The organism is Melittangium boletus DSM 14713, assembly GCF_002305855.1.
Lineage (GTDB): Bacteria > Myxococcota > Myxococcia > Myxococcales > Myxococcaceae > Cystobacter > Cystobacter boletus.
Map to the genome: position 1 here is coordinate 2,284,314 of NZ_CP022163.1, position 22,322 is coordinate 2,306,635.

Consider the following 22,322-nt stretch of genomic DNA (forward strand, 5'->3'; position numbering starts at 1 on the left):
GGGCAACCCATACCGCTCGCTCGCCTACCGAGAGTCCAGCGAGGACGCGAGAAAACGGCGCCCAAGGGGGAGCGGGCCGTGGACCACTCGAAAGGTGGACCCGGGGGCCGGGGATTCGCCTTGAAACCCGGTCTGCCGGAGAATGGGGAGGCCATGCCCCACACCGACCGTTCAGGTAATGCCGCGCCGCTTGGCAGCCAGTTGCTCGCCGAGCACTTCCGAGCGGATGCCGCCGCCCGGGAGACCTCCGTGGCCCGGTTCAACAGCGTGGTGTGTTCCCTCTTCCTGCTGTCGGCATTGGGACTGGGGCCACTGCTCGGCTGGCCCCGTGCCACCGCCGTGATGACGCTGTGCGCCAGCTACGCCGGCTACTACGGATGGCTCTACCGGGTGCTCAAGCGTGGCTGGTTCCACCCCGCGGTGTGCTGGATCAACGTCTGCCTGGAGAACACCGCCGTCGGCGGGCTCTTCATGTTCGACATCATCTTCGCGGACGCCGAGCAGGCCCTGTCCAACCCCTCGGCCGTGCTGTGGAGCGCGATCATCGTGCTCGCGGCCCTGCGCTCCAACCTCAAGCTGGCGCTCTTCGCGGGCGGGCTCGTGGCCGCGGAGACGATGCTGCTGTACTTCTTCGTCGCCCTGCCCCGGATGAGCGGGCCCATCCCCCTGATGTTCTCGCCCACGTTGATGGTGCAGCGCGCCGGCTACTACTTCATCACGGGGTGGATGGCGGCGCTGGTGGCCAGCCACCTGACGCGCAAGGCCGAGGAAGCCCTGCGGGCTGTCCGGGCCAAGGATCTGCTGGGCAAGTACTTCCTGCACGAGCGGCTGGGCGTGGGCGGCATGGCGGAGGTGTTCCGCGCCACCTACAGCCCGGAGGGTGGCTTCGAGAAGGTGGTGGCCATCAAGCGCATCCTGCCGGCCTACGCGGAGGACGAGGACTTCGTGACGCTGTTCCGGCGGGAAGCGGAGCTGGTGTCGCTGCTCAACCATCCCAACATCGTCCAGGTGCTCGACGTGGGCCGCTTCGGGGACACCTACTTCATGGCCATGGAGCACATCGAGGGGGTGTCGCTCCGGGAGCTCATCAAGGTCCACGGCCGTCTACCGCCCGCGGCGGTGGCACTCATCGGCGCGGAGATGGGCCAGGCACTCGACTACGTCCACCGGCGCACCGCGAGCGACGGCACCCCGCTCAACCTGGTGCACCGGGACGTGAATCCGCCCAACATCCTGCTGTCACGCATTGGCGAGGTGAAGCTGGGGGACTTCGGCGTCGCCCGCGCGGCCATCCACGTGCGCCTCACCCAGGCGGACCGCGTCCGCGGCAAGCTGGGCTACCTGGCCCCGGAGCAGGCCCGGGGTGAGTCCTTCGATGGGCGGGCGGATCTCTTCGCGCTCGGCCTCACGCTGCACGAGGCGCTCACGGGACGGCGCGTCTTCTCCGGAGAAGGTGTCCCCGACACGATGCGCAGCACGCCGCCCGTCTTCCTCCTGCCCCCCTCGACCTTCCGCCCGGACATCCCGCCCCAGCTGGACGCCGCCATCATGGGCCTGCTGGAGTGGCGGGTGTCGGAGCGCACGCCCCGGGGGCTGAGGCTGCGCGAGCGGCTGTGCGAACTGACGGGCGCCTTCGCGCCCTACCCTCAAGGACAGGAGGAACTGGCCCGCCTGGTCCAGGAGGCGATGTTGCTGCGGAAGAACCGGCCCCCCGCGCTTGGAGCCGAGCAGGAGACGCGGCCCGAGGGCATGCTCTTTCCGACCAGCGAGGAGCCCACGGGCGTGCTGTCCTCGGACAACCCGGGCGAAGCGATGGAGGAGTCGGCCACCCGGGCCCTGCACAAGGGTTGAACCCGGACGCCTACCAGCCCGAGTTGCCCGGCAACCGCTTGAAGAAGGAGTCCGGCACGCCCGGCGCGTGGAGCGCCCCCCGTGCGGAGTCCTTCACCGTCACGCCCTCGAAGCTCACCTCACCTCGCGCGCCGTCGATGGCCTCGATGCCGTACGTGCCCGCCCCCGTCACGGTGACGTTCTTGAGCACGATGTCCGACAGGCTCGCCTCCATGCGGGTCTCGTTGTCCTGGAACTGGATGCCCGCGTACGTCGGATCGACGATGTCGATGTTCTCCGCGAGGACGTGCCGCACCGGGCCCTGGCGCGTGTAGAAGCGCAAGGCCCCGTGCGTCATCCCGAACATGGGCCCTCCCGCCCGGATGAGCGAGATGTTCTTGAGCGCCGTGGTCGGCGCGAACGGGTGCGAGTCGAACTCGTTGTCGATGAGGATGCCCGAGTAGGTCAGCACGTCCTCGCAGGTGCTGTCCTCGATGGTGTTGTTGTAGCCGCCGTAGATGGCGAAGCAGTTGGCGCGCCAGTTCATCTGCACGCTGTTGCGGCGGAAGACGTTGTCATGGCCGGGCGGGTCGCCCGCGTTCTTGAACGACCAGATGGCCAGGGCATCATCTCCCGAGTTGCGGAAGTGGGAGTTCTCCACCACGGAGTTGCGCGTGCCATTGGCGAAGTTGATACCGTCCGCGTAGACATTGCGGAAGCGGGAGTTCTTCACGACCAAGCCATCCGTCGTGTTCGAGTATCCGTTGAAGCCCGACCAGATACCCACCTTGACGTGCTCGACCCAGACGTTCTCGACGACCGAGTCCTGGCCCATGCCTCCGTGAAAGCCGTTGGCCGGCTCCTCGTCGTCGCGGTGGTCCACCTCCCCGAGAAGGGAGAAGTCGGCGAAATGGCAGCCACCCTCGCCCCAGCAATACAGGGTGCCCTCCTTCCCCTTGAGGGTGGAGTGCCACATGCCCGCGCCACGGAACGCGATCCCCTTCAAGGACAGACCCCGAATGGGTTCACCCTGGTCATTCACTCGCTCCGCGTTGACGAGGAAGGTGCCCCGCGGAATCCAGATGCCCTTCTTCTTCTCGCCCACGGCCACGTCGATGGCCCGCTGGATGGCCTCCCGGTCATCCACGTCATCGTCCGGCGTCGCGCCGTGGTCGGTGATGGAGATGAGCCCCGCGGGCTTCTCCAGGGGAGGCGCGACCTGCTCCAGGTCGATGAGATCGATGACATAGAACGCCGCGGTGTCCTCGGCGTCCTTCTGCAGCTTCACCTCCGTGCCCGCGGGAAGGGTGTCCACCAGGGCCCGCACCTCGTCGAAGAAGGCGTGCGGCTCGCCCTTGCTCGGATCATTCGGTGTGTCGATGGCCTCCCCCTGGTAGACCCAGGAATAGCGCGAGGTCACCGGGAGCGACTTGACGCGCTGGCCATTCACATAGAGGCCCAGGGTCGCGTCGATCCCTCCACCCGTCGCCGAATCCGGAATGGACAGACGCACGACAATGGAATTGGCGACCTTCGTGGAGGTGATGGCCACGTAGTCACCCGTCTTGTCGAGCCGGACCGCCTTGCGCCCGACCGCCTCGGCCTCGATGGCCGCCGCGTCATAACGCGTGCGGCTGGGACCGATGACCCGCGCGTTGGTCTTGCCATCCTCGGCCTGATACTCGACCCAGGGGAGCGATGCGCCCCGAGCGGGAGTGGCGGGCGTGTCCACGGGCGGTGGCACCGGCTCATCCGTGGGCTCGGTGCAGACCACGCTTCCCAGGGAGAGCACCAGCACCCCCAACGCCAGGCCCCCGCGGAAGGGAGGATTCACCGGTGCGGCCCGAGGCTTTCCCGTCATGTGCGCCATCCTTGTCCATCGATGCGAGGCGTCGCTTCGCAACACCCTACACCCGCCGAGAGAAGACAAGCCGAGACGCGGATGGCCTGGCGCGTCAAACGGTGATTTCGATGCGATTGCCCTCGGGATCGAGCACGACGCACTCGTAATACCCATCCCCTGTCTGCCGGGGACCATCCACCACCGGAAGGCCCTCGCGCCGGAAACGCTCCGCCAGGGAGTCCACCGCCTCGCGCGAGCCCACCGAGATCGCCAGATGCGCGTAGCCCATGGGCGGCGAGTCCTCGGGCACGGTCACCACGACGGGCTTCGACATGATCTCCAGGCGCGCCCCGGAGCCAAAGCTCAGGAAGTACGACGTGAACTGCTTGCGTTCATTGACGTACCGGGGCCCCACGCTGGCCTGGAAATACGTCTCGTAGAAGGAGCGAAGCCGCTCGAGGTCCCGCGTCCAGAGCGCCACGTGTTCGATGCGCATGGGCGCCATCCTCCGTCACACGAGGACGGAGGCCAAGCGGGATTCAGGGGGCGTCCTCTCGGAAGGTGTCGCAGGCCGCGAGGGTGCCCTGCTCGAGTCCGCGCCGGAACCAGAAGACACGCTGCGCGGAGGAACCATGGGTGAAGGACTCGGGGACGACATGCCCGCCCGCGCGGCGCTGCAGGGTGTCATCCCCAATGGCCGAGGCCGCGTTCAATCCCTTCTCCACGTCACCCTGTTCGAGCACCTGGCGTTGACGCTGCGCATGGTGGGCCCAGATGCCAGCGAAGCAGTCCGCCTGCAATTCCTGGCGGACGGACAGGGCGTTGGCGTCTTCCCGCGTTCCTCGAGCGCCAGCGCGGACACGCGAGGAAATGCCGAGCAGGTTCTGCACATGATGTCCGACTTCGTGCGCCACGACATAGGCCCGCGCGAAATCACCGGGCGCATCGAGTTGCCGCTCCAAGTCCCGGAAGAAGCCCAGGTCCAGGTACACGCGCTGATCTCCTGGACAATAGAAAGGCCCCACCGCGCTCTCCTGGAAGCCGCAAGCCGACTCCACGGCGTCGGAGAAGAGGACGAGCCGGGGTTGCACGTAACGCACGCCCTCGGGCGACAGCAGGGACGGCCACGTGTCCTCGGTATCCGCGAGGATGACGGAGACGAAGTCCTTGAGTTCTTCCTGGGCGGGATCCACCCGTACCCCCGAGCCTCCCGTTCCCACCTGCGCCGAGGGTCCTTGGGGATCCCCGGAGAGGACCACGCCCGGGTCACCTCCAAGCAGGTACACCAGGACGGCGACCACCAGCGTCGCCACTCCGCCCCCCAGTGCCAACGGCCGTCCCACGCCCTGGCCCCGCCGATCCTCGACATTCGAGCTGCGCCGTCCCCCTTGCCATCTCATCCGGTCCGCCTCCCCGCCGAGCGTCAATCCCCTCCAAGGTAGGGAGCACGGAGGTGCCTATCACCACGGTGGTGGGTGCTCGGCCGCCCGCAAGACGGGCGGAGGAGCATGCCTCACGAAAACTCCCAGAGTTCCCAGGTCGTCTCCAGGTCGCCCTCCGCGTCCCGGGTGTTGCCCACGACCAGGAAGCGTCCGGGGGAAACCTCCACGAGTTGTTGCCCCGCGCGAGCCCTCCGCAAGGAGGGGCCTGGGGACCAGGTGCCCAGAAGAGGATCCCAGAGTTCCACCGAGTTCGAGTCCGCGTGCGCGCTCCCGGCGAGTCCTCCGGACACCATCGCGCCGCCCCCCGGGAGCGCCGTCAGGGCGAAGCCCGAGCGGGGAATCGCGAGCCTTCCCGTGGCGCTCCATTCACCGGTGCGGGGATCCCACACCTCCGCGGTGGTCAGGACCTGGCCACTCAACCATCCCCCCACGACGAGGATGCGCCCGTCCGACAGCGTGACCCCCACGGCCCCATCACGAGACTCGGTCATGGGGCCGACCTGGCCCCAGGCACGGCGGTCTCGCTCCCAGACCTCGGTCATCTGATCGAGCGGGGGCGCGAAGTGGACGCCCTCGACGATGGCGAAGCCAAAGCCATTGTCCCGGCCTCCCGCGATGACCACGCGCTCTCCGCTCGCACACACCGGGCCGGGGTGGAAGATGCGCGCCGTCTGACCCGCGGGCTCCCAGGCACTGGCGCCGGGCCATAGCACCTCCGCGCGCGTGCCCCGCTCGAGGTCATCATCGAAATCCGAGCCCAACACCAGCACCGCGCCATCCGCGAAGCTCACGGCGATGGGTTGGGCCCGGGCGGCGATGAGCGGCGGTCCCTCCTGGAAGCGCCGGGAGCCGGGCTCCCAGAACAGGGTGGTACGCAACTCGTGAGCATCGGCGCTCTGCCCCCCGAGCAACAACACGCGCCCGTCTGGCAGCGCCACCGCGGCGTGGCCCTGTCGCGGATGGGGCAGCGGTGGCAGCGGGTGCCACGCCCGTGTCGCCAGGTCCCAGAAGGCCGCCATGTCGGACCGCCGAGGCGTGGCGCCAATGCCATCGCGATGCCAGGCGCCACCGCCCGCGAGGAGCGCCCCTCCGGACACCGCGACCAGACAGAAGCCATCGAGCCAGAGACCTTCGTGGGGAACCCGACCAGCGGAGGAAAGCGGAGGAGACATTCCGTCCATCATCCCCCATCCGAATCCTCATGCGTCACACAAAGGACAATGTTCACGCCCGGCGGGCCACCTGCGGACACCTCGGGGAAACGGGTTCAATGAAGCGGGGCGCACTCGACTTCCCGCCCCATGAGGTCACCCGCATGAGCGACATGAAGTGGGCGCACTCCCTGGTGGTTGCGTTCATGATCCAGGGTTGTGAAGGGCAGCCCGTCGAGGCCGGAGCGGCCATGGAACCCGCTTCCGGGCAAGCAGGAGGCAAGGAAGCAGCGGCGAGCCCGCCGGAGCAAGACACGGCCGCGGGTTCCTCCCAGGCTGAATGGCACGGTTGCCGCTATACCCTGTCCCACGAGGAACGCCCGGACGGCGGCCAGCCCTCCGTTCCCATCTACGACATCATCCTCCATCGCTCGAATCAGGGAACCTGTCCCTGGGGCGGACAAAGCCGCCTGCTGGGCTCCTCCTACGAGGTGCCCGCGTTCTCCCTGGTCGCTGGCCCCTGGGGAATCGGAGTGGGACATATCCAGGTCAACGCTCGGCCCTCGTTGAACCCCCCGCCCGTCCACTTCTCCTTGCGGCACGTCGCGCCGGACACATTGGAACCCCTACGAAACGAGACGCTCACCGCCTCGATATGTCCCCGCGGCATGGGCACCTGCCTGCCCGGACGGATCCACCAGGCGGAGCTCGCCCTGACGGAAGGCACGCTCGTGGTCAAGGGCACCAAATCCGGAAGCATCCCCGGGGAGATTGGGGAAGGCACCCAGTTCACGGCCACCTACCCGCATTTCTTCACCACGAGGACGTCCCCCACGGTGTTGGCCCCACCGGATGAAAACGGCTCCTACGCCAGCATCGAATGGTCGGGCTGCCACTTCTTCGTATGGGCCATTCCCACGGACACCTGGGGGCAGGGCAACGCCGGGGAACACGCCATCTATCTCACCCGGATGCCGTACAGGCGTGAATGCCCTTGGGGAATGGAAAGCAAGCTCATCGAGCGCACCTACCGGCCAGGGCCACTCGCGCTCGTGGGCGGCATGTCGGGCCTCGCGGTCGGCTACAAGCGGCAGCAGTCCGCCTCCGACGCCGCCCCTGTCTCCTTGCGCATCCTCCAGTTGACCTGGAACTCGCTCCAGGCGGCACGCGAGGAAAGCCTGGAGGTGCGCAAGGACGAAGGCGGGCGCGGCCGCCCCGGCTCCATCTCCCTCGTCCATCTGTCCATCACCCGGAACGAAGCGCTCGTGGTGCTCGGCCACAAGGACGGAGCCTTCGTGGGAGAGAAAGGCAGCCCTTCCCACTTCCAGGTCTCCTTCGAGGATTTCTTCACCAGTACCCGGCCCCCCACGTTTGGCGACTTCTGAGCGGCCCGCCCGACCGACCCTGTAAAACCAGGAAAAGGTTCGAGACCCGAAAGAACCGGTGCTATGACGGAAGCCCTACCGCCGAAAGGATGGTTTCCACATGTATCGGTTCCTCGTTGGGATGGGTGTGCTCGCGATGTTGGGAGTGGCTCCAGAGGCGAACGCCAGACGTGCGCCGGAGACCCTCACGCTGTCCAACAAGCAGTTGCTGATCAACGGCAAGCCCTTCATCGCCAAGGGCGTCAACTACCACCCCGTTCCCAGGACGGGCGCCAGCAACTGGCCCGATGACTGGACCATGAACCGCGCCGTGGCCTTCAGCGACCTGGCCAAGATGAAGGAGATGGGCGTCAATACCATCCGCGTCTATGTCCTGTACGATCGGCTGTTCCAGAACTGGGACGAGCAGAACGATCCCTCGACCGACCCGGGCCGGGTCGACCAGTCGGTGCTCGCCAACTACCGCGCCGTCCTGGACGAAGCCGATCGGCAGGGCATCTACGTCATCATGAATTACTTCCTGCCCACCGGCGTGGACTACCGCGCGGGGCAGCAGGTGAAGTTCAACAAGGACGCGCGCACGCGGCACAAGCTGCGCTTCCGCAACATCATCAACGTGTTCAAGAACCGCACCGAGTTCCCGATGGTCCTGATGTGGGCCTTCGGCAACGAGAACAACTTCGAATGGAACCGCGGGCCGCTGACGTCCGAGGCGATGTTCGACTTCTATGGCGAGGCGATCCGCGAGGCCGATCAGCAGGCCGATGCGGCGCATCCCTACACGGTGGTCATCGGGGACAACCCCCAACTGGACATCCACAACACCAGCCTGCTCAACCGGGCGCCCCTGGTGGATATCTGGTCCATCAACATGTACAACACGGAGCAGGGCTTCAGGAACATCATCCAGGGCTACTCGCTCAACAAGCCGCTCCTGTTCACGGAGTTTGGCTATGACGCCTGCCAGCACAACAAGGGGTGTGACTTCTCCAACCCGGAGGGCCGTGGCAGCGCGGAGGCCCAACAACAGCAGGCCCTCTTCTACAAGAGCCGCTGGGAGAACGCGATGCTGCCCAACCTCAGCGCCCGGAGCACCACCAACAAGCTGCTCGGCGGCGTGGTGTTCGAGTGGAATGACGAGTGGTGGAAGGACGGAAGCGGACCCCGCGACGTCCACAACACCGGCGGCTACGCCAACGCCAACCTCGTCCCCGATTGCTTCATGAACGAGGAATGGTTCGGACTGTCCACCGCCCTCAAGGAGGGTGAGACCAGTGGACGCTATTACCGGTCCGCGTTCAGCGAGCTCAAGCGGATGTGGAGCACCCTGTCCCTGACGTCCGCCGAGTAGGCTCCCTCACGGGCGCCGTCCGAAGTGGAACGAGAGGTAACCGTCACGCACCGCGGCCGGGGCTCCTTCCTGGAGCAACGTCCGCGCCTTCGTGACGACCGCGAGCGCTTCATCGAGGGACACCTCGCCCGAGCGCAGGGCGCCGAATAGCAGGCACTCGTAACGGCGGCACGCGAGCGGCCGTTGCGAGTAGACCTGACACACCGTGCCCGAGAGCGCCGCGCACCGCTGAGGCACGTGACGGCCCCCCTTGTCGTTCGTCACCACCGCGAGGGTGTCCTCGGGAACGACCTCCGTGGGCGACAGGGGAACGCGCGCGAACAGGGTGCCGTCGCAGCACAACCCACAGGCGCGGCAGAGAGTCTCCAGCGACATGGCGTGGCAGCGTACCCGGCGCCTCCTCTCGCGCCAACGCGAAGCAAGGGCTCGAAAGCCGGCTCGCCATCCCTGCCCAGCCACGACCGAAATACTTCGACATGTCCCGGCGCCGAATAGCCCCCTGGCCGCATCGTCAGAAGGAGCACAACACGGAGCGAGCGGCATTCTCGACGAGAGTTCGAGGCCCCTCGTCCCCAGTCGCCGCACCCGAGGAGCATCGCCATGAAGACCCTGTTCACGTGGATGTCCATCGCTTTCGCCCTGTACGCGAGCACGCCGGCGCTGGCCGATTCACGGCATGACCCTCGTCCCAACCGCAACCCGGGCACGGTGGACCGGGCGAACCAGGAGCGCGCGGAGCGAGAACGGCGCGAGCGCGAGGCCCGGGAGCGCGCGGAACGGGAACGGCGCGAGCGCGAGGAGCGGGAGCGGCGTGAGCGCGCGGAGCGGGAACGGCGCGAACGCGAGGAGCGGGAGCGGCGTGAGCGCGAGGCCCGGGAGCGCGCGGAGCGGGAGCGGCGTGAGCGTGAGGCCCGGGAGCGCGCGGAGCGGGAGCGGCGCGAGCACGACGAGCGCGGACGGCGGGACCGCGATGACGGCGTGCACCGCGCCACCCCCGTGGATCGCCGTTGAGTGGCACGGCCCTTCGGCTCAGTCCCGAAGGACCTCGCTGCCCTCGCTCAAGCCCAGACCCCACACGAAGGCGAATGACAGGTGCACGCTCGAGTGGAAGGGCAGGTAGTGGACGAGCGACAACACATGGAAGCCCACGAAGGACAGCAGCGCGCCCGTGGCGGCCAGTGAACCCGCGCGGTGGCGGCGCAGGAGCGCCCGGGCCAGCAGCCCATGCACCGCCACCTGGAGGAGGAGGCCGAGCAGTCCTGTCTCCGCCCACGTCGTCAACCACAGGTTGTGCGAGTCCGTGGCCAGGAGATCCGTGATGTGCGTTTCGTCCTGCGAGCGCAGGGCCGCGGGCTTGTGGTTGCCAAAGCCCACGCCCACGAGCGGATGCGCGCCCACCAGCCGCCAGCCCACGGACATCGCCAGGGCGCGCTCGCCGCTGGCCACGTTCTCCAGCGCCCGGCTCGCGCGCTCGCTCCAGGCGGGCGTCACCAGCACCGCGATCACGAGCGCCGCGGCCACCACGAGCCCCACCCGGCGCGGGGTGCCCCGCATCAACACCAGCAGTGCCAGCACGCACACACCCACGGCCGCACCGAGCGCCGCCCGCGCGAAGGACACGTAGGTGGACAGGAGCAGGGCCACCACCACCCCACCCGCCACCACGCGCGCACGAGCCCGGCGAGTGCCCCCCAACACCGCCAGGGCGGGCCCGAGCACGGCGACCGCCCCATGCGCGAAGCGCAACCGGTGGAAGAAGAACCCCCCGGACGCGTAGTGGGGAGACTCCTCGGTGCCGAAGTTCTCGTGCAGCCGTCCCATATTCAGCTTGAGGAACGCGGGCGGCTCCCAGGACCAGGGCACGCGGTGCTGGTACAAACCGAGCGCCGCGGCCCCCACCCAACCGCACGCGACGAGGATCCCCAAGGTCCACCACGGGACGCCCAGCGTGCCGACGCACGCCACCGCCGCGCCCGCCACGGTGTCCAGGGTCTGCCCATAACGGGAGCCTCGCGGCCAACGCTCGGCCGCTCCCGTCAACAGGGCCACCGCGGGCGACACGAGCTGCCACAGGCACAGGGCACCACTCGCCACCACGTACGCCCGCACGTCGGGCGCCAGCCGCAACTGGCGGCTCACGGCCAGGCCCAACGCCAGCGCGACCGCCAGCACCGCCCCCGCCTGGAGCACGGCTTCCGCCAGGAACAGGCCCACCGCGTACAGGCAGAGCACGGCGGAGGCGAGGTGACGCAGGCGGGTGGCAAGGGGTGAAGCGGAGCCCATTCGGTCCTCGACGGCGGTCCAGTGAAAGAGCGTTCACCTCACCATACAGGACGGTACACGACAACCTCGGTCCTGGCCTCTTAGAAGGAGGCCTGGACCCGGTTGAAGAAGGCGATCTCCGTGGGACGATCGCCGCCGTCCGCCGCGCCACCCGAGAAGGCGGTGCGCTCCACGCTGAAGGTGAGGCGGGCGTTGCCGCTCAAGTACCAGTGGGCGACGGCGCCCCAGGACTGGGCCTCGTTGGCCGAGCGCGAGGGGTCCGCGTAGAGGGGGAAGGCCTTGGGATCGACGCGCAGCCCGGAGTAGCGGGCGCCGAGTTCCACCGCCCCCCAGTGTCCCTCGCTGGGGAGCAGCGAATGGAAGGGCTTCACGCCTTCGTAGGAGGCCTTGCCCCCGAAGAGCACGTAGGAGGCGGAGAGCTGCCAGGCGCCGTGGGTCAACCGGGCCTCATCCGAGCCACGCCGTACGTCTTGCGTGGAGGTGGCGTACTCGGCCATCACCCCGAGTGGGCCGTGGAAGTAATAGGCCTGGGGGGACAACCGGTAGTGCCGACCGCTGGCGACCACCGTGGCGTCCAGGGTGGTGCCGGTGAGATAGGTGAAGAACGTCTGCTGTCCTTCGGCACGAAGGGTGGGCTCCTGTGTGGCGCCCAGCGTGCCGTATTCGCTGCCGACGGTTCCGGCGAGACCCAGACCCAGACCCTTGAGCGCTTCCACCGTCGATTTCCGGAACGGATGCGCGAAGAGACGTCCCTCGAGTTCCACGTTGTCGTCGACGTTGAGATCCGCGGCACCACCGTCGGGCGAGCCGTTGAAGGCGCCCACGGCGTAGCTCAACACGCTCCCGGAGAGGTCACCGGAGAACTGGATGCCCACTTCCCGGTTGGGCACCAGGCTGGTGGGCAGAGCGAATTCAGGAAAGAGCATCGCCGTGACGGGCTGGAGCCGCTCGAGTCCCACGGGCGCTTTGAACTTGCCGACCCTCACCCGGAATTCGCGCACGGGGTGGAGCTCCACATAGCCGTCCTGAACGGGCTGGGCGTTGGGCGCCAGATCCATTTGGAGGCGGAAATCGACCAGTCCCGCGACCGTGCCCTCGAAGGTGGGCTGGAAACGGCGCAGCAGGAAGGTGTTGTTCCCAGCGCGCTCCTTGCCCTGGGCGAAGAAGCGGGCATCCGACTGGAGGATGCCGCGCAGCTTGAGCTGGTACTGCTTGTCCGCGCTCGAGAGCGAGAACCCCTCGGGCCCGGCGCTGAGGAGGGGCGGCGGAGTGGCGGCGGGAGCCGGCTCCTGCTGCGCCCAGACGCCTCCGGGCAAGGCCAGGCAGGCCGCGGTCAGGAGCGCACGGGAAAAGAGCTGGCGACGGGAACGTCCAAGGGGCCGCGACCTACGAATCGAAGCATTCATCGAGCCCCATGACGGAACGACGCTCCTCTCGGTTCCCCGGCCCACCTCAACGTGACCTTGTGCTCCAAGGGGCGCGGAGGTAGAGGCGACCGGCAAAGACGCCATGCACGACATCCTCGCCCTCGTGGGCTTCGCCCTGGCCCATTACGCGTTCCTGTTGATCCTGACCCTCGTGGCCTGGTTGCTCGGCTGCATCTTCCTCCAACGGCGGTGGTACACGTCGGGATGGGAGCACACGAGCCACGCCGCCACGCTGGGACTGGGCATGCTCACCCATGGCCTCTTCGTCCTGGGCAGCGTCGGGCTGCTCTACCGGAGCGCGGTGCTGGGCGGCGTGGCGCTCGCACTGGGCCTCGGCGTCAAGCGCTGGTGGCCCTGCGTCCTGGAAGGTGTGGCCACCCTCCGGGGGATGAAGCCGCTCCCGGTACTCGGCGGACTGCTCGTGCTCGGATTCTGCGTGCCCCTGTTGCTCACCCCATTGATTCCCCCGACGAGCTGGGACGCGACGGAGTACTACCTGCGCTGTGCGTGGCTGTTCGTGGATCAGCACCGCATCGTCCTCACCCCCACGCTGCGGATGGCGGTGTATCCGCACCTCAACACGATGCTGTTCACCCTGGGCTTGCTCTTCGCCGACGACCTGGCGGCCCAGCTCACCCAGCTTCTCGCCCTGCTGCTGACGGGAGCCGCCCTGATGGGAGCGGGCTCCCGGCTCTTCTCGGCCCGCGCCGGCGTGTGGGCCGCGGCCCTGACGATCGGCAGTCCCATCGCGATCTGGCTCGGCAGCGTGGCCTACATCGACATGGGCCTGACGCTCTTCCTGACCGTCGCCACCCTCACCGTCCTGCGCTGGTTCGAGCAGGGAGACCGGCACTGGCTGTTCTTGTCCGCGGCCTTCTTCGGCTTCGCCGCGAGCGCCAAGCACAACGCCTTCCCCCTCTTCGCGCTCGTGGGAGTCGTCGTGCTCTATGAAGCCTTCCGGCGGCGGCAGGTGGGGCACGCGATCCTCTTTGGACTGCTGGGACTCGCCGTGGCGGCTCCCTGGTACGTGCGCAACGCCTACTACACCGGCAATCCCTTCTTCCCCCTGCTGCCCCAGGTCTTCGGCTACTCGTACCTCAACGCCGGCGACATGGAGCGGTTCAACCTCGATCTCAACCTGTCACGGCGGCATGAACTGAAGGCGCTCCTGCAACTCCCCTGGCAGCTCACCTTCGAGCCGCACAAGGCTCGCGCCGAGGCCCCCCTGTCTCCCGGGTACCTGGCCGCCCTGCCCTTCCTGTTGGTGGGCGCCTGGAAGAATCGGTGGGTGCGCATCCTGCTGGCGCTGGTCGGCGTCCAGTTGGTCATCTGGCTCGCCTCCACCCAGCTCATCCGGCACTTGATGCCCACGCTGCCCCTGCTCAGTCTGGCCGTGGGAGGCGCGCTTCACCAGGTGCTGCCCTGGCGCATGGAAGCCAGCCCCCGGCTGCCTCGCGCCGTACTGGCCATTGGACTCGCCCTGCTCCTGCTCGTGCCCGCGAGGAACTTCGCCCGGCGGATGCTGCGTCAGACGGGAGGGCTCCCCGTCACCACCGAACAGCGCGAGCAGTTCCTGCTGCGCTCCCTGCCCACCTACGCCTCCTACAAGCTGCTCAACGAGACCCGGGGTCGCGATTACACGGTCTACGCCCTGCTCGATGAGAACATGGCCTACTTCGCGCAGGGCACCTTCCTGGGCGACCACTTCGGACCGGTGCGCTACGACGATCTGCTCAAGTCCGCCGGAAACGGGGAATTGCTGTACGCGGCCCTGCGCGGATTCGGCGCGGACCACTTCCTCGTCAACCGGACCCGGAACACGCACAACCTCCCCAATGACGATTTCTTCAACAGCCACTTCAAGCTGCTGCACGTGCAGCAGGATCACCTGCTCTACGCCCTGAGCGACCGGCCCTTGTCACTGGACTCCGGGCCGAACCTCGTGAGCAACCCCGGCTTCGACATGCTCGACAAGGGACAGCCGGTGGGGTGGAGCCGGGCGGGCAGCCCCGAGCTGGTGTCCACCGCCGAGGGGCAGTACGTGGCGAAGGGCCTGGGAGAGAGCAACGTCTTCCACCAGGAGATCCCCGTTCACGGAGGGCGGCAGTACCAGCTGTCCTTCCGGGCCCGCGGCGTCGGCGAGGAGCCGCGGAAGGCGAGACTCCAGGTGAACTGGATCACCGACAGCCGCCACTTCCTCCCCCCGGACATGGAAATCGTCGTCGTGGGTCCCGAGTGGAAGTCCTACACGATGCGGATGCTGTCCCCCGCCGAGGCCACGCGCGGCAGCATCCCCGCCACACCGCAAGGCGACCACGAGGTGCTGTTCGACGACTTCCGCCTCGTGGAGCTCACGGAGCGTTGATCGGACGCGCCACCAGACCCTGCAACCGCACCGTCCCGACCCCCAGCATCCAGCAGCCGAGCGCCACCTGGTGCAGCAGCGTGGCGAGCCACATGACGTTGGCGAAGGCCAACCCCGAGCCATTCACCACGGCGGCGGGGAGGAAGAGCGACAGGGCGATCTTCACGCCCGCCTGGAAGGTTCCCATCATCCCGGGCGCCGCGGGAATCATGCTGGTGAGCACCGTCACGCCGAGCACCACGAAGCTCTGGAACAAGTCCAACGACAGGGGCGAGCAACCGCTGCCCTGACCCTCGCAACCAAAGGCCTGGGCGAGCACCACGATGGCCAGGCCGTTGACGGCCCAGAGGACCACCGTCAGCAGCGCGGTGGACAGGAACTGGCCCGGGCCGGACACCTGACGCACGGCGCCGACGAAGGAGTCCATCAGCTCCGCCACGCGTCGGGCCAGACCGGGAGACACCCAGCCCACGAAGCGCTCCACGAGGCGCACCGCCAGCGCGCGCTGCCAGTACGCGAGCAGGAGCAACCCCCAGAGGCCCAGGAATCCCGCCAGCATCAGGTGCGTGCCCCAGCGCAGATAGCGCAAGGTGTCCGTGCCATCCCCGAGCCACACGAGCGCCACCTCCAACAGCAGCGCGACGGCCACGCCATCGATGATGCGCTCGAGCACCACCGAGGTGAGCGCGGCGCTCGCGCGAATGGAGGAGCGGCGGGAGATGAGCACGGGACGCGCGAACTCGCCGAGCCGCAGGGGCATCAGGACGAAGAGCATGTTGCCCACCGCGGTCGCCTCGTTGAGGTAGCGGAAGGGCACATGCTCGATGCCGGACAGCAGACGTCCCCACCGCCAGGCGCGCAGGAAGTGCACGCCCTGGAGCAGGAGCACGTGGGGCACCAGCCAGAGAAAATCCGCCATCCGCAAGCTGGCCCACAACTCCGCCCAGTGGGTGTCGCGAAAGGCCCAGCCCCCCACGATGAGCGTGAGCAGGACTCCCGGCATCAGCCGCAGCCAGAAACTCCGCCGCGAGGCGCTCGCCGCGGCGCCCTCCTCCACCCGGGTCGTGTCAGTAGGCATCGAAATCGAGCGCCCGGAAACGCAGTCGCGTCACGTCCAGGCTCGGCCGTTTGCCCGTGAGATCCCGGTAGATGAGGTTGAGGGGAGAGGGCCGCAGCCGCTCGGGCAGGGTCTGGTAGAGCGAGCGCGAGAAGCGGCGGCCCGGCTCCAGGCCCAGCCACAACCGGACGGGATTGAGCACGGGAAGGGCTCCGTCGCCACGCGCCGGGCAGAGCGCGGAGGGGAACTCCCCCAGCAGGGCCTGGATGCCATACCGGCCCGTGGAGGCCTCCACCTGACTGGACGGGCCGTGCATGCGCACCCGGTAGGCGCGGCTGGGGTTGCCCAGGCGCCACGCCAGCGTCGTCAGATCCCAGCTCACCTCGAAGCCGGGGGTGAACGTCTCGTCCAGGGGCGGCAGCGGACCCACGCCCAGCCGGGCCTCGAGCGGTGCCAGCAACTGAAAGCCCAGCTTGCGCGTGAAGCCGGGGGTGCTGTTGGCGTTGGCCACGCCGATCACGAAGGAGTACCCCTGCGCCGCCGCCTCCTCGTACGTCGCCTCGGCCAGCCGGGTGAAGAGCTTCTTGCCCTGGTGGTCGGGGTGGGTGGCGGTGTTGAGCGAGAGCACGCCTCGCTCGAGACGGCCATCCACCCGGGCACGCACGGGCAGCGTCACATAGTGCGCCGCGAGCGTCTGTCCCGCGAAGGCGTTGAAGCCCACGGCCTGCCCCACGGGGTTGAGCACGTACTGCCAGGAGAGGTAGGCCGGCGTGATGTGGGTGGCCGCGGGGAACACCTCGCGCAGCAGCCGGTGGTCGTCCAGGAGGGACGCCTCGGAGAGATCCAACTTCCGGAGATCATACATGGGAGGCCTGCCTTCCCGCGTCGGCGCGCGGGGCCGGGAATCCGGCGAGGGGAACACTGCGCTCGGTGAGAAGCGCCCGGGCCGCCTCGGCGCGCTGGGGCAGCGCCTCGAAGGGACCGAACTGGCGCAGCAGGGCCGCGAGCCGCTCCTCGGTGCGGCGCAACTGGAAGTAGTGGATGGTCCGGGCGACCACGGAGGTGTAGGGCAGATCGCGCGGTTGCTCGACGTCCAGTTCCCAAGGGTGGACGTAGAGCACCACGTTGCGGCCCGCCTTCACGTTGCGCTGGAGCAGCTGCTGGGTGACCCACAGCGGCAGGGCCCGCAGGTAGAAGCCGCCGCCAAAAGGCACCTTGAGGTTGCCGAAGAGCGCCACCGAGGGAGGAATCTCCACCAACCCCGGCGTGAGGGCGTAGGGGTCCACCGGTGCGTCCGGAATGCCGTAGAGGTGGTTCTTCGTCGGGAAGATGCTCGAATCCACCTCGAAGCCCGCCGCCTCGAGCCGCTCCACGGCCCAGAGTGACTCACGGGTGATGGACCAGCAAGGCGCGCGATAGGTCGTCACCGGCACGCCGCCCACGTCCTCCAAGCACTGACGTCCCTCGCGAATGGCCCGCTCGAAGGCGTCCGGCTGCTGCCGGTAGACGAGGCGGTGATCCAACCCGTGCAGCCCGATGTGGTGCCCGGCCGCCACGGCGCGCTGGAGCACCTCGGGATGGCGGCGCGCGCACTCCACGAGGAAGAACAAGGTGGCCCGGGACTGGTGGGCCTCGAGCAGGTCGAGCAGCCGGTGCATCGGCGCGGCCACGCGGGAGGGCGCCCCCTGCATGTCCGGAAAGTCCGCCGTCCAATCCTCCACGTCGATGGTGAAGAAGAGGCGGCCTCGAGAGGAAGCGGGCATGGCGCTCACGAGCCCTCCTCGCGCCGCGCCACTCCGACGGACTTGCGCAACGATTCGATCTCCGCGCGCAGCATCGCGCACTCCTGGGACAGCCGGCGCACGCGGATGGCCCCCGAGGACAGGGCGATCGTCACCGAGAGCAGGTTGAAGAGGACATAGAGGAAGGCCAGCGCGAAGAGGGCATTGGCGGCCACCTCCACCTGGAGCAGGTCCGCCAGCCAGCGCAGGCTCTGGGGAAAGATGACGCACACCAGGGCCAGCAGCGTCGACAGCAACCAGGAGAGGCTGTCGCGCAGACTGAGCTGATGGTGGCGGATGAGCCGCAACACCCAGATCACGAAGGCCAGCAACAACGCGCCGCCAAAGAGCTGGAGGCGAAGGGGCAACAGGTGTTCGCCGATCATGACTCCTCCGAGGCGCTGCTGCTGGTGAACGCCCAATTGCGCTCCGACGCGGGCAACAGCAACAGGGCCAGCGACACCTTCACCAGGTAGTAGCCCGTCTTCCACCAGTTGATGGAACTCTCTCCGTGCTGCCGCGGCTTCATCTGCATGGGAAAATCCTGCACGCGCAGCCCGTGGCGCACGGCCAGGGCGATGGCCTCCGGCTCCGGGTAGTCGCTGGGATAGCTGCGCGCGAAGAGCGCGATGGCCCGCCGCCCCGCGGCGCGATAGCCCGAGGTGGGATCCGTGGCGCGCGCCCCACAGCGCAACCGCAACATCCAGGAGAGGTAGCGGATCCCCATGCGGCGCAACGCCGTCGAGCGGAAACCACCCGTCTCCAGGAAGCGCGAACCGATGACCACGTCCGCGCGCCCATCCCCCAGGAGGGGGAGTACCTGCGGCAGATAGCGCGGATCATGCTGCCCATCACCGTCGATCTGCACCGCGGCGTCGTAGTCGTGGGTATAGGCCCACAAGTAGCCGAGTTGCACCGCGCCGCCGATCCCCAGGTTCAGCGGGCTGCGCAGCACGGTGACCCCCAACCGGCCCGCCACCCGCGACGTGTCATCCGTGGAGCCATCGTCCACGACACAGATGTGGCACTCGGGAGCCGCCTCCCGGAGGGACGCGATGACGTGCGGAAGGTTTCGGGCCTCATTGAAGGCGGGTACGATGATGAGAGTTTTCATCCACTCGGTCTCTTGGAGAGCAAGCGATCATCCAGTCCGGCCACTGGGGATCCCGGTGCTCACATATCGTGTAGCACAGCTTATAGGCTGTATCAGGGACCCAACTGGGAGTACGTCCATCCCCACCTGTGCACCGGGGGCGCTCTCTACCAGAGAGGCCCCCGCGAATCGAGGGGTTCACAGGGACCCAGCCCCCGGCACCGCGGGAGTCCGGAGCAACCAAGGGAACTCCGGACGCCAAAGTCTTGCGACGCTTCGGTGACACTTTCGACACGGAACGTGGCGCCCGGTGACACTTTGGCGACAGGGCAGTCCCGCTGTTGTTCCCCTGAATCCGGCTGTGTACGGACAGGGCCGCACTCGGCCCCGGACTCTCGCTTCCCTGGGGACCGTGCTTCTTTCCATGCACCTCCTCGCGCCCTCCCGCTCCGTCCTTGTCGCGTTGCTGCCCAGCGCCACGCTCCTGGTGTCATCTCTCGCGAACGCCCAGCAGACCGACACGCCCTCAACCCCCCCGGCCTCCGAGGCTCCCGCGGTACCCGCGCCAGCCCTCCAACCTCCCCCTGCCGCGGAGGCATCGAAGAAGGAATCGCACTGGTACGACAAGATCCGCATCCGGGGCTACACCCAGTTCCGCTACAACCGGTTGCCCAGCTTCCGCGTCAACGAAGACCTCATCAACGACCAGGGTGATCGCTTCCTCGGCAAGAACAACGGCTTTGGCATCCGACGGGCGCGAATCGTCATCTTCGGAGATGTCCACGAACGGGTGTCCATCTACCTGCAACCCGACTTCGCCTCGGTCATCTCGGACCAATACAACGTCGCCATCCTGCGCGACTGGTACGCCGACATCTTCCTGGACTCGCGCAAGGAATTCCGGCTCCGCGTGGGCCAGTCCAAGGTGCCGTATGGCTTCGAGAACCTCCAATCGAGCCAGAACCGCCTCGCGTTCGACCGCAATGACGCCATCAACAGCGCGCTCAAGGACGAGCGCGACCTGGGCGCCTTCTTCTACTGGGCGCCGGATGAGATCCGCCAGCGGTTCAAGTACCTGGTCGACAGCGGCTTGAAGGGCTCTGGCGACTACGGCGTGGTGGGACTCGGCGTCTACAACGGGCAGACCGCCAACCGCCCCGAGCGCAACGACAACCTGCACACCGTCGGCCGCGTGACCTGGCCCTTCCTCTTCGGCAAACAATTCGTCGAGGTGGGCGTGGGCGGATATTACGGCCGCTACAACGTCAGCGTCTCCCCGACGGCGGAAGCCCCGTACGCGCTGGAGAACGGGGAGAACAACCTCGTCGACGCGCGCGCCAACCTGAGCCTGATGATCTACCCGCAGCCGCTCGGCTTCGCCGCCGAGTACAACGTGGGACGCGGCCCCTCCCTGGGCGAGGACTCGCCCTTCATCATTGGCAGCCGCCCCCTGCGCGGAGGCTATGCCCAGCTCATGTACAAGCTGGACGGCGTGCTCGGCGTGTCGCTCATCCCCTACGTGAGGGGAACCCTCTATGAGGGCGGCAAGAAGTTCGAGACGAACGCGCCCCGCTACGACGTGCGCGAACTGGAGCTGGGCGTGGAGTGGCAGATCTACAAGGCGCTCGAGCTGACGGGCGCGTACCTGATCTCGGACCGCACCTCGTCGCGCGCTCCCTACCTCCAGCAACGCGGAGACGTGACGCGGATCCAGCTCCAGGTCAACTACTGACCCAGGTGCGCGCGGTGCGCGTATTGACAAGGGTCTCGTGGGTTTTTCATACTCCGGAAAAGCGGTAAATCCACCAAAGCCCGTTCCTCCCGGAGAGCCCCACGAGATGAAGCTGGACTTCAAGAAATTCTACATCGCGCTCACGTCCTCCCTGGCGGCTTGCGCCGCCGTGGCAATGCCCTCGAGCGCATCGGCTCAGCCCCTCACGGGGGTGTACCGGGGTGAAGTCTATTCCCAGCCCAACACGGTCAACGCCTATTCAGCCTGGCTTGGGACGGAAGTCACCATGGGCCAGGGCCATCAGGCCAAGGACAGCTGGGGCAACATCGAAAACCCCTCCTGGCAGCTTCAGTCCTGGAGCACGTGGGTTCACGCCAAACCCGGCCGCCGATTCAACTACTCGGTCGCCATGTACCCCAGTGGGCAGGGTTCGCTCGCCCAGTGCGCGCAGGGCGCCTATGACTCGCGCTTCAAGACGCTCGCCAACAACCTGGTGGCCCACAAGCTCCAGAACACCATCATCCGCCTGGGCTGGGAGTTCAGCGGCAATTGGATGCCGTGGTATTCCGGCGGCGGCCAGCAGGCGAACTTCGCGGGCTGCTTCCGCAAGATCGTGACGGCCATGCGCACCGCGCAGCCGTCGGCCGGATTCGAATTCGACTGGAATCCCAACTACGACATCCCGGCCGGAGACATGGCCACGACCTATCCGGGCGATGCGTATGTCGATTACGTCGGCCTCGACATGTACGACCAGGGTTGGAATGGCGCGTATCCCATCCCCTCGGGCTGCACGGGTTCGTGCCAGCTGAGCCGCTGGCAGGGCGTCTGGAGCAAGCAGTTCGCACCGGCCCTGCTCAAGTTCCGCGACTTCGCCCGGTCCCACGGCAAGCGGCTCTCCATTCCGGAGTGGGGCGTGAATGACGCGGCCACGACGGGCGGCGGAGACAACACCTACTACGTCCAGCAGATGCTGGAGTTCATCTTCGATCCCGCCAACAACGTCGGTTACCACTCGTACTTCGACATCCAGGCTTCGGATGGTCACCACCAGCTGTCGAGCGCCGACAGCAATGGCGGCAACACCTTCAAGACCGAGTTCCCGAACGCGGCCGCGCTCTTCAAGAGCTACTACGGCACGTCGACGCCGCCCCCCAATCCGGGCCCCAGCATCTCGACCACCCAGGCGACGGTCAGCGCCAACCCGGTGACCCGTGGCCAGACCTTCCAGGTGGGCGGCTCGGTCACGTCCTCCTCGGCCACCACCGTGGTGGTGAAGTACGAAATCCGCAACGCCTCCACCCTGTCGTTGATCTCGGAGAAGGCCTATACCGCGCAGAGCTTCACCGCGGGACAGACCCGCGCCTACAGCTCGCCGTTCGTCATTCCGACCACGCTCGCGGCGGGGACCTACCGGGTCGACACGCTGGTGTTCACCGCAGACTGGTCGAAGACCCTGCTCTACCGGAACGACACGACCTTCACGGCGAAGTGAGGAGCACCGATTGAATCGAGCGGAGGCCGAGGAGGGAAAACCCCCGGCCTCTTCTCGACGCACCGTGCCATCCACGGTCCCTGCCGC

19 protein-coding genes are annotated in these 22,322 nt (G+C 67.6%); 7 read left to right on the forward strand and 12 right to left on the reverse strand.

All coding sequences use genetic code 11. The features are described 5' to 3' along the window. Positions 1-153: 153 nt before the first annotated feature. A complete protein-coding gene (locus MEBOL_RS09490) occupies positions 154-1,851 on the forward strand; it encodes a serine/threonine-protein kinase (protein ID WP_095977116.1) in 1,698 nt (565 codons plus the stop codon). Between the two features lie 10 nt (positions 1,852-1,861). Here MEBOL_RS09490 and MEBOL_RS09495 read toward each other — a convergent pair whose 3' ends face one another. The 4 genes from MEBOL_RS09495 to MEBOL_RS09510 form a co-directional block, all read right to left on the reverse strand. Then, complete coding sequence (locus MEBOL_RS09495) at positions 1,862-3,691, reverse strand: glycosyl hydrolase family 28-related protein (RefSeq protein WP_157774837.1); 1,830 nt, start codon at positions 3,689-3,691, stop codon at positions 1,862-1,864. Between the two features lie 94 nt (positions 3,692-3,785). Beyond that, positions 3,786-4,169, reverse strand: a complete 384-nt coding sequence (locus MEBOL_RS09500; protein ID WP_095982675.1) for a VOC family protein — start codon at positions 4,167-4,169, stop codon at positions 3,786-3,788. Between the two features lie 43 nt (positions 4,170-4,212). Then, positions 4,213-5,073: a KPN_02809 family neutral zinc metallopeptidase gene (ypfJ, locus tag MEBOL_RS09505; protein ID WP_095982676.1), complete on the reverse strand. Its 861-nt coding sequence runs from the start codon at positions 5,071-5,073 to the stop codon at positions 4,213-4,215. A gap of 113 nt (positions 5,074-5,186) precedes the next feature. After that, positions 5,187-6,287 carry a Kelch repeat-containing protein gene (locus tag MEBOL_RS09510; RefSeq protein ID WP_095982677.1) on the reverse strand — a complete coding sequence of 367 codons (1,101 nt, stop codon included), beginning with the start codon at positions 6,285-6,287 and terminating at the stop codon, positions 5,187-5,189. A gap of 143 nt (positions 6,288-6,430) precedes the next feature. Between MEBOL_RS09510 and MEBOL_RS09515 the strand changes: the two genes are divergently transcribed. Both MEBOL_RS09515 and MEBOL_RS09520 read left to right on the forward strand, forming a co-directional pair. Further along, positions 6,431-7,651, forward strand: a complete 1,221-nt coding sequence (locus tag MEBOL_RS09515) for a hypothetical protein (RefSeq protein ID WP_157774838.1) — start codon at positions 6,431-6,433, stop codon at positions 7,649-7,651. A 100-nt stretch (positions 7,652-7,751) separates the two neighbouring features. Further along, the gene (locus MEBOL_RS09520) at positions 7,752-9,002 is read left to right on the forward strand and encodes a cellulase family glycosylhydrolase (protein ID WP_095977119.1); all 1,251 of its coding nucleotides are present in this window, start codon (positions 7,752-7,754) and stop codon (positions 9,000-9,002) included. A gap of 6 nt (positions 9,003-9,008) precedes the next feature. Here the strand turns inward: MEBOL_RS09520 and MEBOL_RS09525 are convergent, their stop codons facing one another. Continuing rightward, on the reverse strand, positions 9,009-9,377 hold the full coding sequence (locus tag MEBOL_RS09525; RefSeq protein ID WP_157774839.1) for a YkgJ family cysteine cluster protein: 369 nt from the start codon (positions 9,375-9,377) through the stop codon (positions 9,009-9,011). Positions 9,378-9,602: 225 nt separating this feature from the next. On the opposite strand from MEBOL_RS09525, the gene MEBOL_RS09530 reads away from it, so the two are divergent. Further along, a complete protein-coding gene (locus MEBOL_RS09530) occupies positions 9,603-10,013 on the forward strand; it encodes an ATP-dependent DNA helicase (RefSeq protein ID WP_095977121.1) in 411 nt (136 codons plus the stop codon). An 18-nt stretch (positions 10,014-10,031) separates the two neighbouring features. On the opposite strand, the gene MEBOL_RS09535 is transcribed toward MEBOL_RS09530, so the two are convergent. Both MEBOL_RS09535 and MEBOL_RS09540 read right to left on the reverse strand, forming a co-directional pair. Beyond that, positions 10,032-11,285: an O-antigen ligase family protein gene (locus MEBOL_RS09535; protein WP_095977122.1), complete on the reverse strand. Its 1,254-nt coding sequence runs from the start codon at positions 11,283-11,285 to the stop codon at positions 10,032-10,034. Between the two features lie 80 nt (positions 11,286-11,365). Then, positions 11,366-12,601, reverse strand: coding sequence for an OprO/OprP family phosphate-selective porin (locus MEBOL_RS09540; RefSeq protein WP_245919604.1), 1,236 nt, complete (start codon positions 12,599-12,601; stop codon positions 11,366-11,368). Positions 12,602-12,794: 193 nt separating this feature from the next. On the opposite strand from MEBOL_RS09540, the gene MEBOL_RS09545 reads away from it, so the two are divergent. Then, the gene (locus tag MEBOL_RS09545) at positions 12,795-15,077 is read left to right on the forward strand and encodes a glycosyltransferase family 39 protein (protein ID WP_095977124.1); all 2,283 of its coding nucleotides are present in this window, start codon (positions 12,795-12,797) and stop codon (positions 15,075-15,077) included. Here MEBOL_RS09545 and MEBOL_RS09550 read toward each other — a convergent pair. The 5 genes from MEBOL_RS09550 to MEBOL_RS09570 are packed head-to-tail and all read right to left on the reverse strand — an operon-like array spanning position 15,064 to position 19,029. Continuing rightward, entirely contained in the window at positions 15,064-16,155 is a 1,092-nt protein-coding gene (locus tag MEBOL_RS09550) for a lysylphosphatidylglycerol synthase transmembrane domain-containing protein (protein WP_095977125.1), read from the reverse strand. The two genes, MEBOL_RS09545 and MEBOL_RS09550, sit on opposite strands and share 14 nt — an antisense overlap. Then, positions 16,145-16,999 (reverse strand): GNAT family N-acetyltransferase, encoded by an 855-nt coding sequence (locus MEBOL_RS09555; RefSeq protein WP_095977126.1) that lies wholly within the window; start codon positions 16,997-16,999, stop codon positions 16,145-16,147. Before MEBOL_RS09555 ends, MEBOL_RS09550 begins: the two co-directional genes overlap by 11 nt. After that, on the reverse strand, positions 16,992-17,897 hold the full coding sequence (locus MEBOL_RS09560) for a polysaccharide deacetylase family protein (protein WP_157774840.1): 906 nt from the start codon (positions 17,895-17,897) through the stop codon (positions 16,992-16,994). Before MEBOL_RS09560 ends, MEBOL_RS09555 begins: the two co-directional genes overlap by 8 nt. 5 nt (positions 17,898-17,902) lie before the next feature. Then, positions 17,903-18,301 carry a DUF2304 domain-containing protein gene (locus MEBOL_RS09565; protein WP_095977128.1) on the reverse strand — a complete coding sequence of 133 codons (399 nt, stop codon included), beginning with the start codon at positions 18,299-18,301 and terminating at the stop codon, positions 17,903-17,905. Next, positions 18,298-19,029, reverse strand: coding sequence for a glycosyltransferase family 2 protein (locus tag MEBOL_RS09570; RefSeq protein ID WP_095977129.1), 732 nt, complete (start codon positions 19,027-19,029; stop codon positions 18,298-18,300). Before MEBOL_RS09570 ends, MEBOL_RS09565 begins: the two co-directional genes overlap by 4 nt. A 403-nt stretch (positions 19,030-19,432) precedes the next feature. On the opposite strand from MEBOL_RS09570, the gene MEBOL_RS09575 reads away from it, so the two are divergent. Together MEBOL_RS09575 and MEBOL_RS09580 are read left to right on the forward strand one after the other, a co-directional pair. Further along, a complete protein-coding gene (locus MEBOL_RS09575; RefSeq protein ID WP_095977130.1) occupies positions 19,433-20,740 on the forward strand; it encodes a porin in 1,308 nt (435 codons plus the stop codon). Between the two features lie 106 nt (positions 20,741-20,846). Next, on the forward strand, positions 20,847-22,235 hold the full coding sequence (locus MEBOL_RS09580; protein WP_095977131.1) for a glycoside hydrolase family 26 protein: 1,389 nt from the start codon (positions 20,847-20,849) through the stop codon (positions 22,233-22,235). The last annotated feature ends 87 nt before the right edge of the window (positions 22,236-22,322 follow it).